13 protein-coding genes, 2 rRNA genes and 1 pseudogene are annotated in these 16,670 nt (G+C 61.7%); 12 read left to right on the plus strand and 4 right to left on the minus strand.

Annotation, left to right across the window (positions count from 1 at the left end; translation table 11 throughout):
* The first annotated feature begins 58 nt into the window (after positions 1-58).
* Positions 59-174 (plus strand): 5S ribosomal RNA (gene rrf / locus PSH86_RS00960).
* Between the two features lie 16 nt (positions 175-190).
* Here rrf (PSH86_RS00960) and PSH86_RS30490 read toward each other — a convergent pair.
* Positions 191-292: pseudogene (locus tag PSH86_RS30490) on the minus strand (hypothetical protein); the annotation flags it as partial.
* Between PSH86_RS30490 and rrf (PSH86_RS00965) the strand changes: the two are divergent.
* From rrf (PSH86_RS00965) to pgaD, 7 genes are all read left to right on the plus strand, one after another.
* A 5S ribosomal RNA gene (gene rrf, locus PSH86_RS00965) occupies positions 282-397 on the plus strand. The pseudogene PSH86_RS30490 and the gene rrf (PSH86_RS00965) sit on opposite strands and share 11 nt — an antisense overlap.
* Before the next feature lie 187 nt (positions 398-584).
* Complete coding sequence (locus PSH86_RS00970; protein ID WP_025569814.1) at positions 585-1,220, plus strand: hypothetical protein; 636 nt, start codon at positions 585-587, stop codon at positions 1,218-1,220.
* Positions 1,221-1,378: 158 nt separating this feature from the next.
* Positions 1,379-2,884, plus strand: a complete 1,506-nt coding sequence (locus tag PSH86_RS00975; protein ID WP_109756581.1) for a YdgA family protein — start codon at positions 1,379-1,381, stop codon at positions 2,882-2,884.
* Positions 2,885-3,128: 244 nt separating this feature from the next.
* On the plus strand, positions 3,129-5,609 hold the full coding sequence (pgaA, locus tag PSH86_RS00980) for a poly-beta-1,6 N-acetyl-D-glucosamine export porin PgaA (protein WP_305487207.1): 2,481 nt from the start codon (positions 3,129-3,131) through the stop codon (positions 5,607-5,609).
* A gap of 12 nt (positions 5,610-5,621) precedes the next feature.
* A complete protein-coding gene (gene pgaB, locus PSH86_RS00985) occupies positions 5,622-7,619 on the plus strand; it encodes a poly-beta-1,6-N-acetyl-D-glucosamine N-deacetylase PgaB (protein WP_116833883.1) in 1,998 nt (665 codons plus the stop codon).
* A gap of 1 nt (position 7,620) precedes the next feature.
* On the plus strand, positions 7,621-8,976 hold the full coding sequence (gene pgaC, locus PSH86_RS00990) for a poly-beta-1,6-N-acetyl-D-glucosamine synthase (RefSeq protein WP_046065579.1): 1,356 nt from the start codon (positions 7,621-7,623) through the stop codon (positions 8,974-8,976).
* Positions 8,973-9,479: a poly-beta-1,6-N-acetyl-D-glucosamine biosynthesis protein PgaD gene (pgaD, locus tag PSH86_RS00995; protein WP_109756578.1), complete on the plus strand. Its 507-nt coding sequence runs from the start codon at positions 8,973-8,975 to the stop codon at positions 9,477-9,479. Before pgaC ends, pgaD begins: the two co-directional genes overlap by 4 nt.
* Positions 9,480-9,546: 67 nt before the next feature.
* Here pgaD and PSH86_RS01000 read toward each other — a convergent pair whose 3' ends face one another.
* Positions 9,547-11,079, minus strand: a complete 1,533-nt coding sequence (locus PSH86_RS01000) for an apoptosis inducing factor family protein (RefSeq protein WP_305487210.1) — start codon at positions 11,077-11,079, stop codon at positions 9,547-9,549.
* Positions 11,080-11,218: 139 nt separating this feature from the next.
* Between PSH86_RS01000 and PSH86_RS01005 the strand changes: the two genes are divergently transcribed.
* From PSH86_RS01005 to PSH86_RS01015, 3 genes are all read left to right on the plus strand, one after another.
* Positions 11,219-11,779, plus strand: a complete 561-nt coding sequence (locus PSH86_RS01005; RefSeq protein WP_116833887.1) for a YbhB/YbcL family Raf kinase inhibitor-like protein — start codon at positions 11,219-11,221, stop codon at positions 11,777-11,779.
* A 158-nt stretch (positions 11,780-11,937) separates the two neighbouring features.
* Complete coding sequence (locus tag PSH86_RS01010) at positions 11,938-12,111, plus strand: hypothetical protein (RefSeq protein WP_162893884.1); 174 nt, start codon at positions 11,938-11,940, stop codon at positions 12,109-12,111.
* Between the two features lie 38 nt (positions 12,112-12,149).
* On the plus strand, positions 12,150-13,463 hold the full coding sequence (locus tag PSH86_RS01015) for an MFS transporter (RefSeq protein WP_116833888.1): 1,314 nt from the start codon (positions 12,150-12,152) through the stop codon (positions 13,461-13,463).
* A gap of 99 nt (positions 13,464-13,562) precedes the next feature.
* Here PSH86_RS01015 and PSH86_RS01020 read toward each other — a convergent pair whose 3' ends face one another.
* Together PSH86_RS01020 and PSH86_RS01025 are read right to left on the minus strand one after the other, a co-directional pair.
* The gene (locus PSH86_RS01020; RefSeq protein ID WP_109756574.1) at positions 13,563-14,150 is read right to left on the minus strand and encodes a hypothetical protein; all 588 of its coding nucleotides are present in this window, start codon (positions 14,148-14,150) and stop codon (positions 13,563-13,565) included.
* Between the two features lie 10 nt (positions 14,151-14,160).
* Positions 14,161-14,772 carry a hypothetical protein gene (locus PSH86_RS01025; protein WP_109756573.1) on the minus strand — a complete coding sequence of 204 codons (612 nt, stop codon included), beginning with the start codon at positions 14,770-14,772 and terminating at the stop codon, positions 14,161-14,163.
* A gap of 207 nt (positions 14,773-14,979) precedes the next feature.
* Here PSH86_RS01025 and PSH86_RS01030 point away from each other — a divergent pair, with 207 nt between their 5' ends.
* Positions 14,980-16,653: a VWA domain-containing protein gene (locus tag PSH86_RS01030; RefSeq protein ID WP_305487213.1), complete on the plus strand. Its 1,674-nt coding sequence runs from the start codon at positions 14,980-14,982 to the stop codon at positions 16,651-16,653.
* Positions 16,654-16,670: the final 17 nt, after the last annotated feature.

A 16,670-nucleotide genomic window follows, 5' to 3' on the forward strand; every position in this document is an offset into this window, starting at 1 on the left:
CTATCGCATACCCATTCGCTGGCACGTGACCGCAAGGCACGCACCGGCTACCGAATTTCTTGACGACCATAGAGCATTGGAACCACCTGATCCCATCCCGAACTCAGCAGTGAAACGATGCATCGCCGATGGTAGTGTGGGGTTTCCCCATGTGAGAGTAGGTCATCGTCAAGATTAAATTCCGAAACCCCTATCTGCTGATGCAGGTAGGGGTTTTGTTTTTAGTAGAAGTCATCGTTTTTACCGACACGTTGCTGTTGAACGGGTTGGTCACAGAATTTCTTGACGACCATAGAGCATTGGAACCACCTGATCCCATCCCGAACTCAGCAGTGAAACGATGCATCGCCGATGGTAGTGTGGGGTTTCCCCATGTGAGAGTAGGTCATCGTCAAGATTGAATTCCCCAAAACCCCTGTCTGCCTCAGCAGACAGGGGTTTTGTCGTTTAGGGCCGGTAATCGGATCGAGCCTCCGATTAATGGCGACGCCCCGGCAAACCCCCAGCGCCGTTGCTATGCTGTGATAGTCGGGCACTGGCGACCAAAGGGGCCCGCGACGTCACTGGTCATGGGGATTCCAATAATGAAAAACCCTTATGCTCCCGGCTTTTGGTGTGCCCTTGCGGCTTTGCTGCTGCTTTCGGCCACTTACTTCTATGGCGTCATGCTCACCCACCAAATCGACAAAGCGCTGTTGTTCCTCGATAGCGCGGCGGCCTTGATCGGCGTGATATCCATTGCAATCGTGGCCTGGGCATCGCTTCAGGGGCAACGCATCAAGAAGAAACACCTTGAGCAAGGCAAAACCCTGGTGCTGATTTGGGACACCAAGGTCGCGCTGCGACGTGTCGAAACGGTGTTCGACCGTTATTTCTGGGGTAGCTATTGGCAGCCTGGCCGCACATTCCAGGAAGTCATGGGAGAGCTCACCGGTACCCCGCTGGAAAAAAGCCTGGAAGCCCTGAAAACCCAATGCGCTGCCCTCGACAAACAAGTCACCCAGGATGGTTGGCATTGGCTCAACAACGCCCGAGAGCTGTGTGACGTGGCTAACGCCATGGCCCGTGAACGCTACCAACTGGATTTCTGCGATACACGCGCAGACTCATCGGGGGCCGCGGTGATCAATCGCGATTTCGAAGTGCTGGTGTACACCTGGACGGCCCGGCTCAAGACTTTCGACCATCAGCTCGATGAGATCGAAGTCCAATATTCGTAGACCACCTCTCAAGAAAACGTTTTTACCCCTTTAAACATTGGGCCCGCAGGTGTGCCTGATGGTAATCTCCCCTTCCTCTTTACGGCGTCGAGCCACACCCTTTGCGGGTCAGGGAAGACGACGGCTTTCTTCAACCATGGATATCGATCGGGTCACTCATGAATAAATCAGCAAGCGTACTTCTGGGAATCGTTGTGGCTGTTGGTGCTATCAGCGCGGGCGGCGCTTGGTACACCGGAACCAAACTCGAAGGCGTGTTGACGAACGCTATTGCCGATAGCAACAAACAAATGCAGACAGCCTTGGCCGGGTCCAACAGCACCGCCACCCTGGAGCTGGTTTCCATGGACCGTGGAACGTTCAGCAGCACCGCCCACTACCGCCTCAAGGGTGAAGGCGAGATATTCGGTGGTGAGCCGATCGAGCTGCTCTTCGTTGACCGGATCGAACACGGCCCACTGCCGTTCTCGCGCTTGATAACGCTCAAGTGGCTGCCGGTCATGGCCACCAGTCATACCGCCCTCGAGCGCAATCCATTGACTGACAAGTGGTTCGCCGCCACCAAGGATCAATCGCCGCTCCAAGGTGTGGTCAACCTGGGTTACGACCAATCCATCAATGGCACCTACGAGCTGCTGCCGTTGGACACCAAGCTGGACGAGCAATCCCAGCTCACCTTCTCTGGCCTGAAAATCGATCTGGCCGCCAGCGCCCAGGCACAGAAGGTCAAGGCCGACGGCTACATGGACAGCTTCAAGTTGACCACCGTTGCCGAAGACCAGACTCCGGTGCAGGTCGAGCTGAACGGCCTGACATTGGCCAGCAACCTGAGCAAAAGCTCCTACGGTTACTACATGGGTGACAACACCCTGTTGTTGAGCAGCACCAAGGCCACCTTCGGTGAGCCGAAGTCGGTGCTGGGCCTGAAGAACTTCGAGATGAAGAACAGCAGCACCGAGAGCGGCACCAGCGCTTCGGGGCGTGCCGATTACAAGCTCGGTGAGCTGTCGTTCAACGACAAGACCATCGGTTCGGCGCAAATGGCGGTCAGCCTGAAGAACCTGGACATCCCGGCTACCATGTCGCTGATGCAGATTTACCAGACCAAGCTGCAACCCTACGAAAAAGCCGCTGCCGAGGCCGCTGCTGCCGGTGAGCCGGCGCCAGAGCTGAGCCTGACCGAAGCTGAAGAGGCGCAGGTCAAGGCTGATCTGGAGAAGCTCCTGGCCGGTGCCCCGCAAGTGGCGTTGGAAAACCTGTCGTTCAGCACCGCCAACGGTGAAAGCCGCGCCAACCTGATCGTTGATCTGGCCAAGCCACAGTCCATGGACCTGCCACCGGATGAACTGGGACGTCAATTGCTCGCCCTGCTGGATTTCAACCTCAAGGTCTCCAAGCCGATGCTGGTGGACCTGATGACGGTACAAGCGCAGATGGAAGGCCAGACCGATGCCAAGCTGATCGCTGATCAGGCCACTGCCACCAGCGATATGTTCAGCGCCATGGCCGTTGGTACAGAGCTGGCGAAACTTGAAGGCAACGATGTGGTTACCAAGCTGCACTACGCCAACAATCAGGTCGATTTCAACGGCCAGAAGATGACCGTTGAACAATTCACCGCCTTCGTCATGAGCAAGCTGGGCGGCGGCGTCGCCGTTCAGTAACTCCCTCGAGCAACACCCAAACCCGGCCCGTGCATTGCGCACGGGCCGGGTTTTTTTTATGTTCAACGATCCCCCGCGCCGAAATCTGCATCGATTCTGAAGAATTGTGGCGTTCTGAAAAATCACCTGCCCGAGAGTGCAAGACTAGGCCCATTAGAGCTTGGCTGGATTCCTTTGATCCGGCTTCCTGTTTGATGGGCAAGGGGGCACTGCGACCCGGCTGGCCATGTAAGGATGCTGACGAATGCCGCGTACTGTGGGTCCTTTTGTGCAACGTGGTTTGCGCCCGTTGTTTCGCGTCGCACTGTGCAGTCAATTGTGCTGGCCGATGCTGGCGTTTGCCGATACGGCCTATGACCAGATGGTGCTCGACGCCCGTGCCGGCCATTACACGCCCGCGCTGACCGCGTTGCGCCAGGTGCCGGCTGCCCAGGCCAGCACCGCGCAGATCAGTGATCACCTGCAGATTGCCAGTTGGGCCGGCCTCGACGCTGAGGTGGTGGCGGTCTATGAGGCCCAGGGCCGCAATCGAGCGCTGCCCGTCCAGGCGTTGACCGCTACGGCTCGCGCCTACCGTAACCTCAAGCATTGGGATTCGGCGGCCGAGCTGTACCGCCAGGCTTTGGTGATCGATCCCCAGAACCCCGACCTGCAACTCGGCCTGGCCTTGACCCAGGCCGACGCAGGCCAGCCCGACGAAGCCGTCACTCGCGCCAAGGCCATGGTCGCCGCCAAACCGGCAGATCCAATGCGTCGACTGGCACTCGGTTATGCCCTGACCCGCGCCAACGACCCCCACGAAGCGCTGTTCGAATACGACCAGGCCTTCAGCCGCGCCGGCAGCAGCCCGGAGGTTGCGCGCGAATATATTTATGCCCTGCAACGCGCGCGGCTGCCTGAGCCGGCGCTGCGCCTGGCGCGCTTGCAGCCGGGGTTGATCGAGCGTGGCGTGCAGCGGCGCCTGGAGGGTGACGTGGCGGCCGAGCGGGTGCGCCTGGCGGACATGGCCAGCCGCAGCGAACAGGAGCGCTTCGTCATTGCCGACCGCGCCCTGGCCGACTACGACAAGTTGCTCGCCACCTGGACCCCGGTGGCAGAGGCCCATGACGACGTACTCCGTTGGCGCATCGACCGCATGGGCGCCCTCAATGCCCGCGCCCGCCGGGCTGAAGTGATTGCCGAGTACCAGAAGTTGATCGCCGAGGGCGTAAGCATTCCTACCTATGCCCTGCGCTGGGTGGCCTCTTCCTATCTGGAGCAGCGTGAACCGGAGATCGCCGTCGATCTGTACCGCCGGGTCCTGAGCGCGCCGGATGCCGATCCTGCGGAGCGTTTTGAAGACAGCACCGCGCTCTACTACGCGTTGCTGGAAAGTGAAAAATCCGAAGAGGCCCGTGCACTCGCCGAAGACATGGCGAAGGCCCAGCGCCCGCGCATCGAACTCAAGGGCCTGCCGATCGGCAATCCCAACGATGAATGGATGGACGCCCAGCAACTCGCCGCCCAGGCCGGCACGTACGGCGCCGACCTGCCTTCTGCCGAGACGCGCCTGGAAACCCTGGTCAACCAAGGCCCCGGCAACACCGGCATGCGTCTGGCCCAGGCCGATCTGTACCAGGCCCGTGACTGGCCACGCCGTTCGGAAAACCTGCTCAAGGAAGTCGAGGCGACGATTCCGCGCAACCGTGACCTGGAAATCGCCCAGGCCCGCGCCGCCATGGATCTGCAGGAATGGCGGCAGATGGATGCACTGACCGACGACGTGGTCGCCCGCTACCCGGAAAACGCCCATGTCAAACGCCTGCAACGCCAGCGCGAGGTACACGACATGGCCGAGCTGCGCATCGAAGCCTACACCGGCAAGAGCTATGGCGGTGGCAACGGTGACGCCGGTGCAGTCACTGGCAGCCGGGATTTTGGTATCGAAACCCTGCTCTACAGCCCGCCCATCGATGAGGATTGGCGGCTGTTCGGCGGTGCTGGCTATGCCACTGGTGATTTCGAGGAAGGCACCGGCCACCATCGTTGGCAGCGTCTGGGTGTGGAGCGTCGCACCCGCGACATGACGCTGGAGGCGGAAGTCTCCAACCATTCCTATGGTTCCGGCGACAAGCAGGGCGCGCGCGTGGCCGTGGCGCGGGATATCGACGACCACTGGCAGTACGGCGGCAGCCTGGACTATCTCTCGGCCAATACCCCGCTGCGGGCGCTCAACAGCGGCGTCCGCGCCAATGGCGGCAGTGGTTTCGTCCGTTGGCGCGCCAATGAAAGCCGCGAGTGGCGACTGGCTGTCAGCCCGTCCCATTTCAGCGATGGCAATAACCGCCTCGAAACCCTGCTGACCGGCCGCGAGGGCATCTACAGCGCTCCGCGCCTGCAAGTGGAGTTGGGTCTGGAAGTGGGCGCCAGCCGCAACAGTGGTTCCAACGAAGTGCCTTATTTCAATCCGAAAGCGGATTTCAGCGTCATGCCGACCGTGAGCGCCAACCACGTGTTGTATCGCCGCTACGAGACCACGTGGAGCCAGCAGTTCCAGGTCGGTGCCGGTACCTACAGCCAGCGCGACTACAACACCGCGGCCATGGGATTGCTCAGCTACGGCCAGCGTTTCATCTGGAACGACGTGCTAGAGGCAGGTGCCGCGCTGAGCTGGCTCAACCGCCCCTACGACGGCGATCGCGAAAGCGATGTGCGCCTGCTTGTCGACCTCACCTATCGCTTCTAGAAGAGTTTGAAGATGCCTGTCATTTCGCGATTCATCCTTCTGCTGGGGGTCTTGCTGATCAGTGCTTGTGCCCAGCAAGCCCCGGCGTTCACGCCTCCCGCGCAGCGTCCGGTGGCGGCCAATGATGCCCCGTGGCCGAAGAACCATGTGCTAGGCATCGCCTATCACGATGTCAACGACCGAGACCCCGACCAGGCGCTGGTGGCCGTGCGTACCGAACGCTTGATCGAACAACTGGCGTGGCTGCGGGAGAACAACTACCAGCCGGTCACGGTGGACCAGATCATCACGGCCCGCAATGGCGGCCCGGAACTGCCGCCCCGTGCGGTGCTGCTGAGTTTCGATGACGGCTACTCAAGCTTCTACACCCGTGTCATGCCTATCCTGCGCGCCTATAACTGGCCGGCGATCCTCGCCCCGGTCGGCAGTTGGGTGGATACGCCGCTGAACCAGACGGTGGATTTCGCCGGGGTGCCGCGCAAGCGTTCCGAGTTCCTGACCTGGGAGCAGATTCGCGAGGTGTCGAAATCGGGCCTGGTGGAAATCGCCGCCCACACCGACGCCAACCACAAAGGCATCCTCGCCAATCCGCAAGGCAACCAGCAACCCGCCGCGACCACCCGGCGCTACGATCCGGTTACCGGTCGCTATGAGACCGAGGCCGATTTCCAGGCGCGTCTGCGCAAGGACGTGACGGCCATTTCCGAGAAGATTCGCAAGGTCACCGGCTACAGTCCGCGCGTCTGGGTCTGGCCTTACGGGGAAGCCGACGGCACGGCGTTGCAGGTGATTGGCAGCGAGGGCTATCAGATGGCCCTGACCCTGGAGGATGGGCTCGACAGCCTGGATAACCTGATGAGCGGCCCACGCTTTTTGGTGGCGTCCGATCCGGATGGTGCCCATTTCGCCGAAAGCATCGTGTCGGTGCAGACGATTGACCCGATGCGCGTGGTGCATGTCGACCTGGATTACGTCTACGACCCGGACCCGGTGCAGCAGGAAGCCAATGTCGGCAAGTTGGTCCAGCGCATTTCCGACCTGGGCGCCAATACAGTGTTCCTGCAAGCCTTCGCCGACCCGAAAGGCGATGGTCTCGTACACTCGTTGTACTTCCCCAACCGTCACTTGCCGGTACGCGCTGACCTGTTCGACCGGGTTGCGTGGCAGTTGCGTACCCGGGCCAATGCCAAGGTCTATGCCTGGATGCCGGTGCTCAGTTTCGCCCTGGACGCGAAGCTGCCCCGGGTCCAGCGCTGGGATCCGCAAACCGGCAAGACCGGCGTCGCCCCGGACCAGTACGTGCGCCTGTCGCCATTCGACCCGAAGGTGCGCAAGGTTATCGGCGAGATCTATGAGGACCTGGCGCGGATGAGCTCGTTGGATGGCGTCTTGTACCATGATGACGCGGTGTTCTCCGACTTCGAGGATGCCAGCCCCGCGGCCCTGAAAGTCTATGCCGCCAACGGTCTGTCGACGTCCATTGCCGCTCTGCGCGACGATCCTGTGGCGATGCAACGCTGGACCCGCTTCAAGAGCCGCTACCTGATCGACTTCACCCACGAGCTCACCGCCAAGGTGCGGGCAATTCGCGGCCCACAGGTGCTGACGGCGCGCAACATCTTTGCCGAACCGATGCTCAACCCGGAAAGCGAAGCCTGGTTCGCCCAGAACCTCGACGACTTCCTCGGCGCCTATGACTGGACGGCTCCGATGGCCATGCCGCTGATGGAAAAGCAGACCCGCGCTCAATCCGGCCCTTGGCTCGAGCGCCTGGTGGATACCGTCAAGGCTCGCCCCGGCGCGCTCAAGCGCACGGTGTTCGAACTGCAGGCGCGCGACTGGCACAGCAAACCGGTCAGCGACATCGACGGCGAACAACTGGCCGACTGGATGGGGCGCCTCAAGCGCCAAGGCGTGACCAGTTTCGGCTACTACCCGGACAACTTCATCGAAGACCAGCCTGCCGTGAAAGCCGTACGGCCGGCGCTCTCCAACAAGTGGAATCCTTGACATGCTCGACAGACTGCTCGCCCTGCTGGTGCTGGCGATCGTCCTTGGGGTGCCCCTGGGCCTGATTTTCCTGGTCACCGGGCAATTCCTGATGGACTTCGTGTTCTTTTACCCGCTGTTCATGTCTGGGCTGTGGATCGCCGGCGGCCTGTATTTCTGGCTGCACTGGGAGCGCCACTGGCCGTGGAAGGACGACACTCTGCCACCGCCCCTGGCGGGCGAGCCGTTGATCAGCATCCTGATCCCGTGCTTCAACGAAGGCGATAACGTCGCCGATACCATTCACGCGGCGCTGGGTCAGCATTATCCGAACATCGAAGTCATCGCCATCAACGATGGCTCCAAAGACAACACCGCCCAGATGCTCGACCAATTGGCGGCTGAAGACCCGCGCCTGCGCGTGCTGCACCTGGCGGAAAACCAGGGCAAGGCCGTGGCCCTGCGCATGGGTGCCATCGCGGCGCGCAGTGAATACCTGGTGTGCATCGATGGTGACGCGCTGTTGGCGCCGAATACCTGTGCTTACCTGGTGGCGCCGATGCTGGACAACGCCCGCCTCGGCGCAGTGACCGGCAACCCGCGCATCCGCACCCGTTCGACCCTGGTGGGCCGGGTCCAGGTGGGCGAGTTCTCCTCGATCATTGGCCTGATCAAGCGCACCCAGCGGGTTTTCGGGCGGATCTTCACCGTATCCGGCGTGATCGTCGCGTTCCGTCGCACGGCCCTGCATCGGGTTGGCTACTGGAGCCCGGACATGATCACCGAAGACATCGATATCAGCTGGAAGCTGCAACTGGATCACTGGAGCATCTTCTACGAACCCCGCGCGCTGTGCTGGATCCTCATGCCCGAAACCCTGCGTGGTCTGTGGCGCCAACGTCTGCGCTGGGCCCAGGGTGGCGCCGAGGTGTTGTTCAAGAACATCCGTGGCATCTGGCAATACCGTCACCGCTACCTGTGGCCGCTGTTGTTCGAGTACTGCCTGTCCACCGGTTGGGCGTTCACGTTCCTGCTGTCGGTGATTTTCTGGGGCGCCGGCAAATTCGTCGAGATGCCAGCGGCCATCGCCGTGGATCACCTGATGCCGCCGGCCTTCACCGGGCTGTTGCTGGCGGTGGTGTGCCTGCTGCAGTTCGCGGTGAGCATCCTCATCGATCGGCGCTACGAAAAAGGCCTGTGGCACATCATGTTCTGGGTGGTCTGGTACCCGTTGGTGTTCTGGCTGATCAGCCTTTTCACCACCCTGGTGAGCTTTCCAAAAGTGCTGTTCGGGCAGCATCAGAAGCGTGCGCGCTGGATCAGTCCGGATCGCGGTATCAAACCGTTCGATGATCAGGAAGAGGAAGTGATCCGATGAAAATTATCAGGACCCGGCAACGGCCTTTTCTGGTGGTCATCGATGCGTTTTTTACCGTGCTGGCGTGGGTGGGGTTGTTGTACTTGCTGGTCACTGGACTATGGCCATTGTTCGACAGCCAGGCCGGCCCGCGTCTGGGAGGCGCGTTGTTCGACACCCTGGGAACCTTGCAGATCTATGGTTGGATCGCGTTGGTCAACGCGGTGCTGTTGATTACCTGGGCGCGTTATCAACAGCGCAAAAGCCGCAGCTTTGCCCAGCGTCGGCTGCCGGCTCCGGTGGTGGATGACCAGGGCTTGAGCGCCAGTTTCAAGTTGAGCGGCGAGCGCCTGGACACCTTGCGCCAGCCCGGCTCGAAGATTATTCACAACAACCAGGACGGCGACATCAGCCACGTCGTGGCGCATTTCCACCTGCTCAGCCCCGACTTGCAACCACCGCCCCTGGCGCCACTGGAGCGGCCCCGTGTGATTCACCTGCCGGCCGATCAGTCCGTGCATTGATGCAAGCTGAGCGCACGCCATCGCGAGCAGGCTCGCTCCCACAGGAGATTTGGGGTGACGTCCAGATCTACGTGGAAAAATCCCTGATCAGCCGCCATGCCTCATCCACTGGCAACGGTTGTTTCATTCGCTGTGCCAACGCCGCCATGGCCCGGCCTTCATCGCAGGCCACTGCGGCGGCAACGAGGCCGTCCTTGCCCAGCAGGGCAATAAACGGCGGATGCTCGGGCGTGCCCTTGAATTCCACTTCATCCCACTGCTCGGCGTGGCCGAGATAGTCGTAGCGTTTGCCGAAGTGATAGGTCCAGAAAAATGGCACGTCCAGATAGCGTTCGTCACCGCCGAGCATGTTCGCGGCGGCGATGCGGGCCTGTTGCTGGGCCAGGCGCCAGTGCTCGATGCGCTGGGGCTGGCCGTTCAGGGGGAAGGTCGCGATATCACCAGCGGCCCATAAGCCATCAGCCACGCGCATGCCCGCGTCAACGGACAGTGACTGGTCCTGTTCCCTTGGCAATTGGGCAAACGGCTCGGTGGCCGGGCGTACGCCGACGCCGATGATCACCAGGTCCGCGGCAAGGCGCTGGCCGTTGTCCAGCACCACGGCTTCGACCTTGCCCGCCCCCTCGATCCGCGCCGCTTCGCTGTCGCACCTGTACACCACGCCGTTGGCCCGATGCCGGGCCAGGATGGCTTGGCCGACGCTCTCGCCCAATTGCGCGGCGAACGGCACCGGATGCCGGGCAACGACGGTGACGTTCAGCTCGCGCTTGCGCAGGGATGAGGCCACTTCCATGGCGATGAAACTGTCGCCAATGATCACCGCCCGTTGTCCTGGCCGGACAGTGTCGAGAATCTGCCGGGCGTGGGCGATCGAACGCAGCACGAAGACTTGCGGCAAATCGATGCCGGACAGCGCCGGCGTCTTCGGCACCCCGCCTGTGGCAATGAGTGCGGCGTCGTAGCCCAGGTGCCGGCCATCGGCGAGCTGGATTTGCCGGGCATCGGGGTCCAGATGGGTGACCTCGCCATGGAGCCTTTCGATGCGTTGCTGGGTGAAATATGTTTCATCGCGCAGCGACGAAGTCTCATCGACTGTCATGTCGCCCGCCAACACATACTTGCTCAACACCGTACGGTCATAGCCGGCCTCGGCTTCACGGTCGATCAACTGGATTCGCCCGCCAAAACCCTTCTCGCGCAACGCCGCCGCGCAAGCCGTACCGGCCGCACCGGCGCCGATGATGACGAACGTGCGGGAGTCATCGGCTGGCGGAACCTTGTCGGTCGGCAGCGGTTGATCGTCGACCCAGACGTCACCGTCCCGGATCTCGACGTGATAGCGCGCCAGGCTGTCGAGGGCCGGCGGTTCACACAGGGCGCCATCTTCGGTTCGGAACGCCGCTTTGTGCCACGGGCAAATCAGCCTTCCATGGCACACTGCACCCTTGGCCAGTGGTGCGCCGGCATGCGGGCATTTGCCCTGGAAGGCACGCACCTGATCGCCTGAGCGCAGCAGCAGGATGGACGTGTCATTGATTTTGACTTCGAGGCCGCGGTCTTCGCGAACATCGGCGAAATGGGCGACTTGATGCAGAGACATGGTCGTTCTCCGGCAGGCGTTTCCCTTTGGAGTCGCAAGGCCGGGACGAGTTTCAGCATAATTGTCACTGCAACCTTGGCGAAGCTGCGGCTATAGTTCGCAAGCCGTCCATGGCCTGACACGCACAAGGTGCCCCGGTATGACCCGATTGAACTCTCTCACCCCCTGGCTGGCGGCCGTCGCCCTGGTGCTGTGCGCACAAGGGGCTGCCCAGGCTGAGGAGCGTTTTACCCTCAGCATCCCCGGCGTGTCGGACGACCGCCTCTTCACGGCAGCTGCAGCCAGTGATGCCAACACCTGTGGTGGCAAGAACATTTCCCCGGCCCTGAGCTGGAACGCCGGTCCTCCCGGCACCCTCAGCTACGCCATCGTCATGTTGGACCCGGACGGTCAAAGGGGCCAAGGGGTTGACCACTGGATCCACTACGGCATCAAGGCCAGCACACGGCAGATTCCGGCGGGCGCCGGCACCAAATCCTCGTTGGAAGGCATGAGCGGCATCAACAGCAAGAACACTCACGGCTACATAGGCCCTTGCCCGCCTATCGGCGACAGCGCTCACCACTACCTGATCCAGCTTTTCGCCCTGGACCTGCCACCGGAAGCCCTGCCTGCCGATCTCACCCGTGCCCAACTGATGGAAAAAATCAAAGGCCACGTACTGCGCAACAGCAGTGTCGTGCGCCGTTACCACCGCTGACCCAGGACAACACAACCCCCCCTGTTTAAACCAGGGGATAGGGTTCAGAGGGGGCTTGTTCCCGCTGGGCTGCGAAGCGGCCCCCCACCATAAAATTGGCATCATGGGCCAAAAGCGAGCACTATCGAGCCCCTGTTCACTCATGCCGGAGGATGGCGATGACGCAGAAACCCGACGGCATCGCCCGCCTCCTGAACTGCCCTACCAAGGGCGATGAAATACGCCGGGCCATTGCCCAGAGCCGCAAGGATTTCCTGCCTGCCGACGAGGCCGAAGACGCCGAGCCAGGCCAGCCACCGGTGCAACCAGTGGACAATGATCGCGACGACTGAGCCGTCGCCTCTCTCAAACTTATTGTTCAAACCTGCCTATGACTGCCACCACTGTTTTACCCGGTGACCGATTCAGCCGATCCGATTACAAGACCCTGGGCCTGGCCGCCCTGGGTGGCGCGCTGGAGATCTACGATTTCATCATCTTCGTCTTCTTCGCCCTGACCCTTAGCCAATTGTTCTTCCCGCCGGAAATGCCCGATTGGCTGCGCTTGCTGCAAAGCTTCGGGATTTTCGCCACCGGCTACCTGGCCCGGCCCTTGGGCGGCATTCTCATGGCGCATTTCGCCGATCGCCTGGGCCGCAAGCGGGTATTCAGCCTGAGCATCCTGATGATGGCCTTGCCGTGCCTGCTTATCGGAGTGATGCCGACCTACGCGCAAATCGGTTATTTCGCCCCGTTGCTATTGCTGGCGCTGCGTATCCTGCAGGGCGCGGCGGTGGGCGGCGAGGTGCCAAGCGCCTGGGTGTTCGTGGCCGAACATGCACCGCTGCATCATCGCGGCTATGCCTTGGGCTTCCTCCAGGCCGGCCTGACCTTCGGCTACTTGCTGGGCGCCCTGACCGCCACAGCGCTGGCGCGGATCTATACGCCGGCGGAGATCCTCGATTACGCCTGGCGCCTGCCGTTCCTGCTCGGCGGGGTCTTCGGCGTGATCGGCGTCTGGTTGCGTCGCTGGCTGAGCGAAACGCCGATCTTCATGGCCCTGCAAGCCAATCGCGAAGGCGCTGCGGAACTGCCGTTGCGCACAGTCCTGCGCGATCACCGCCAGGCCTTGCTGCCGGCCGCGATCCTGACCTGCGTGCTGACCTCGGCCGTGGTGGTGTTCGTGGTCATCACCCCCACCGTGATGCAGAAAAGCTTCGGCATGACCCCCAGCCACACCTTCGCCCTGAGCAGCCTGGGCATCGTGTTCCTGAACATCGGCTGCGTCCTGGCCGGCCTCATCGTCGACCGCATCGGCGCCTGGCGCACTGTCATGCTCTACAGCCTGCTGCTGCCCATGGGCATCGCCGTGCTCTACGCCAGCCTGATCAGTGGCAGCACCTGGCTGGGCCTGGCCTACGCCGTGGCCGGCCTGGGTTGCGGCGTGGTCGGCGCGGTGCCTTCGGTGATGGTCAGCCTGTTCCCGCCGAAGATCCGCGTGTCCGGCATCTCGCTCACCTACAACATCGCCTATGCGTTGTGGGCGAGCATGACCCCATTGATGCTGATCGCCCTGGTGCCGTGGAGCCCATGGGTGTGCGTAGGGTATTGCGTTGTGATGGGCGCGGTGGGTGTGGCTGCGGCGGCGTATTTCCCGGGGCGGCATGGGAAGGTTGAGCCGGTATCTTTGGCTTGCGAGTCGTAAAGATCCTGCTCAAGAGTCGCTTGTTCAAAACGTAACCACTAAGTACTCCTTAGTGGTTCGCCAGGAACGTCATGTTAGCGACCTCTGCCCTCGTCGTAGTTACAGCAACCGCCGCTGCACTGCCTCTTCCAACGTGCTACGTGTCAGCGCCTGCACCACGTCGCGAGTGTCCTGCTGGAACGGAATGCCAAAAATCAGCACCAGATGCATCCAGGTCCGCACCGACTCACTCTTCTGCACGCGCCCCAGTTCCTTGCCGTCCTTGTCCTTGAACACCGTTTCGAGGGTGAAGGTGTTTTCGGCCGTGGAGGGAATCACGAAGAAGGTCGCGCCGGTGATGATGGCCGAGGCCATGCTGAACTGTTCGTTGTTGCTCAAGGTGGCTTCGGCGTAGATGTCCGACTCGACCTTGTCGGTGCTGACCCGCGCGAAGCGCCCGGAATCGCGGAACGTCTCGGCCACGGAGGTTTCCCAAGCGCTGGCCTGGGCACCCGAAGCAGCCACGGCCGGGCCACTGTTGACCTGGTTCTGCGCTGTGGTGCGCAGGAAAGCGCTGGGTTTGGCGGCTGGCGTGGCGGCGGCTGGTGGCCAGGTCTTCACGTCAGGCAATTCGTGTTGCGAGTAGGACACGCAACCGGTCAGTAGGACGGCGGCCAGCACCAGGCTGTGTTTGATGAAACCCATCATGTGTTGCTCCTTATTGTTTGGCCAGGCGCGCGGTAGCGGTGTCCAGCAGTTGTGCGACCAACTGGTTCATTTGCTGGGCGCCCATGGTTGGCGCCCAGTATTCGCGGCCATACAGGCCAACGTTGCGCTCGAGCTTGACCTCTTCCTTGGCCGCAGCCAGTTCCTTGCCGTCGCGGTCGACGATCACCAGGTTGCCGGCAACGTCGAAACTGTCGACGTAGATAGGACCGTTAACCCAGATCCAGACCGTCAGCGTCAGCAACGCGCCGGGGAAGTAGCCCGGGTGCGGGGCGCGATGGCCTTTGAGGGAAGTCATGTTGAATTTGAGCAGCACGTCGTTCTCGCCCAGGCGCGTCGGGTATTCGGTGACTTGCTTGAAGTAGCCGCCAGTTTGCACGTACTGGTTGAGCTGGGTCGTGAGCGAGCGGCTGATGGCCGTGCGCGTGGCATCGTTGACATCGGGGGCAGTCACGGCGACATCGGCGATTTGTGCGATACGTGGGCTGCTGACGGGAGCCGGGTGCTGCGGAGCGCCCACTGGGCCGGTGACGGTATAAGACACGCAGCCGGTCATCGACAGGGTGGCGATGAGGGCGGAGGCCTTGAGGAGTGTTTTGAACACGGAATGTCCTTATAGGATTGATGGCACTTTAATGTCTCGACTTGGGGGGCGGTAACTTGAGGGAAAACCACAAAGGTATCAAGGGGCTGGAGAGGAAAATGGCGAGGCTTGTCAGCCGCCGGAAAATATTTTCGACCGGTTAACCCGAACCGTAAGTGCCTTGCGTCTGAGCTTGTGTACGAATCATTCATTCACGAGGTTCAGTCCATGTCCCGTCCACTCCCCTTTATGCGTCCTGCTGCCCAGGGCTTCGCCGTGACTTTGCTGGTGGCGTTGGCCGGTTGTGGGTTGTCTTCCCGAGAGGCTGCCAGGCCGTCCGAGCCGGTGCCTGTGGCGCCCAGCGTGGTACCGCAAGGCGAGCTCGCCGAAGCGCGCCAGCCGACGGCCAAGCGCATGCTCATGAAGCCGGCTGCGATGCCCGCTCCCAGCGTGGCGAACGATGCCGTCGCCGCCGGTTACCGCGCCGAATCGCGTGAACAGTACGAAAAACTGCCGGACAACCCGATCCACAGCGTGGCCGAAACGCCGGTCTCGACCTTCAGCGTGGATGTCGATACCGGCAGTTACGCCAATGTGCGCCGTTTGCTCAATCAAGGCAGTCTTCCGCCCGAAGGGGCCGTGCGACTGGAGGAAATGGTCAACTACTTCCCTTACAACTACGCCCTGCCCACCGACGGTTCGCCCTTTGGCGTGACCACCGAAGTGGCCCCGTCGCCGTGGAACCCCCACACCCGCTTGCTACGCATCGGCATCAAGGCCAGCGACCGCGCCGTGGCGGATCTGGCGCCGGCCAACCTGGTCTTCCTGGTGGACGTTTCCGGTTCCATGGACCGACGCGAAGGCCTGCCGTTGGTCAAGAGCACGTTGAAATTGCTGGTGGATCAATTACGCGACCAGGACCGGGTGTCCCTGGTGGTCTATGCCGGTGAGTCCCGGGTGGTGCTCAAGCCCACCTCGGGGCGCGACAAGGTGACAATCCGCAACGCCATCGATCAACTCGACGCCGGTGGTTCCACCGCAGGGGCATCGGGTATCGAACTGGCTTATCAAATGGCTCGGGAGAGCTTTATCGACAAGGGCATCAATCGCATCCTGCTGGCCACCGATGGTGATTTCAACGTCGGTATCAGTGATTTCGACAGCCTCAAGCAAATGGCGGTGGACCAGCGTAAAAGCGGCGTCTCCCTGACGACGCTGGGCTTCGGTGTGGATAACTACAATGAACACCTGATGGAGCAACTGGCTGACGCCGGTGACGGCAACTACGCCTACATCGATAACCTGCTCGAAGCGCGCAAGGTGTTGGTGGACCAGCTCAGCTCAACCCTGGCGGTGGTGGCGCGGGATGTGAAGTTGCAGGTGGAGTTCAACCCCGCCCAGGTCAGTGAGTATCGCCTGTTGGGGTATGAGAACCGCGCACTCAAGCGTGAGGACTTCAACAACGACAAGGTCGATGCGGGTGAGATCGGCGCCGGACATACGGTGACGGCGTTGTATGAAATTGTCCCGAAAGGCGAGCAGGGCTGGTTGGAGCCGTTGCGTTATGCCAACACGGCCAAGCTGGACGGCAAGTCAGCAGAGCTGGCGATGTTGCGCGTACGCTACAAGCCCGCCGAGGGTGGCAGTGGCCGGTTGATCGAGCATCCTATCGACAGCGCGCCAAACGATGCCAAGACCAGCGATGACTTGCGCTTCTCGGCCGCTGTGGCTGCGTTTGCCCAGCAGCTCAAGGGCGATGGACGCTACACTGGGACGATGACCTTGAAGGACACCGCGCAATTAGCGCGCTCGGCCCGCGGCGATGATCCGTTTGGGCTGCGTGCCGAGTTTGTGCAGTTGGTGGAACTGGCCCAGAGTCTCGAGCCTGCGGTCAAGCGCTGATCTCGAGCACAACGGAT

The organism is Pseudomonas sp. FP2300 (assembly GCF_030687595.1).
Taxonomy (GTDB): Bacteria; Pseudomonadota; Gammaproteobacteria; order Pseudomonadales; family Pseudomonadaceae; genus Aquipseudomonas; species Aquipseudomonas bijieensis.

What these genes read in the sequence shown, in the direction of transcription:
- PSH86_RS00975 (WP_109756581.1), top strand. Translation starts at nt 1,379, where the DNA reads ATGAATAAATCAGCAAGCGTACTTCTGGGAATCGTTGTGGCTGTTGGT.
- PSH86_RS01015 (WP_116833888.1), top strand. Translation starts at nt 12,150, where the DNA reads ATGACTGCCACCACTGTTTTACCCGGTGACCGATTCAGCCGATCCGAT.
- pgaA (WP_305487207.1), top strand. Translation starts at nt 3,129, where the DNA reads ATGCCGCGTACTGTGGGTCCTTTTGTGCAACGTGGTTTGCGCCCGTTG.
- PSH86_RS00970 (WP_025569814.1), top strand. Translation starts at nt 585, where the DNA reads ATGAAAAACCCTTATGCTCCCGGCTTTTGGTGTGCCCTTGCGGCTTTG.
- PSH86_RS01005 (WP_116833887.1), top strand. Translation starts at nt 11,219, where the DNA reads ATGACCCGATTGAACTCTCTCACCCCCTGGCTGGCGGCCGTCGCCCTG.
- pgaD (WP_109756578.1), top strand. Translation starts at nt 8,973, where the DNA reads ATGAAAATTATCAGGACCCGGCAACGGCCTTTTCTGGTGGTCATCGAT.
- PSH86_RS01010 (WP_162893884.1), top strand. Translation starts at nt 11,938, where the DNA reads ATGACGCAGAAACCCGACGGCATCGCCCGCCTCCTGAACTGCCCTACC.
- PSH86_RS01020 (WP_109756574.1), bottom strand. Translation starts at nt 14,150, where the DNA reads ATGATGGGTTTCATCAAACACAGCCTGGTGCTGGCCGCCGTCCTACTG.
- PSH86_RS01000 (WP_305487210.1), bottom strand. Translation starts at nt 11,079, where the DNA reads ATGTCTCTGCATCAAGTCGCCCATTTCGCCGATGTTCGCGAAGACCGC.
- pgaC (WP_046065579.1), top strand. Translation starts at nt 7,621, where the DNA reads ATGCTCGACAGACTGCTCGCCCTGCTGGTGCTGGCGATCGTCCTTGGG.
- PSH86_RS01030 (WP_305487213.1), top strand. Translation starts at nt 14,980, where the DNA reads ATGTCCCGTCCACTCCCCTTTATGCGTCCTGCTGCCCAGGGCTTCGCC.
- pgaB (WP_116833883.1), top strand. Translation starts at nt 5,622, where the DNA reads ATGCCTGTCATTTCGCGATTCATCCTTCTGCTGGGGGTCTTGCTGATC.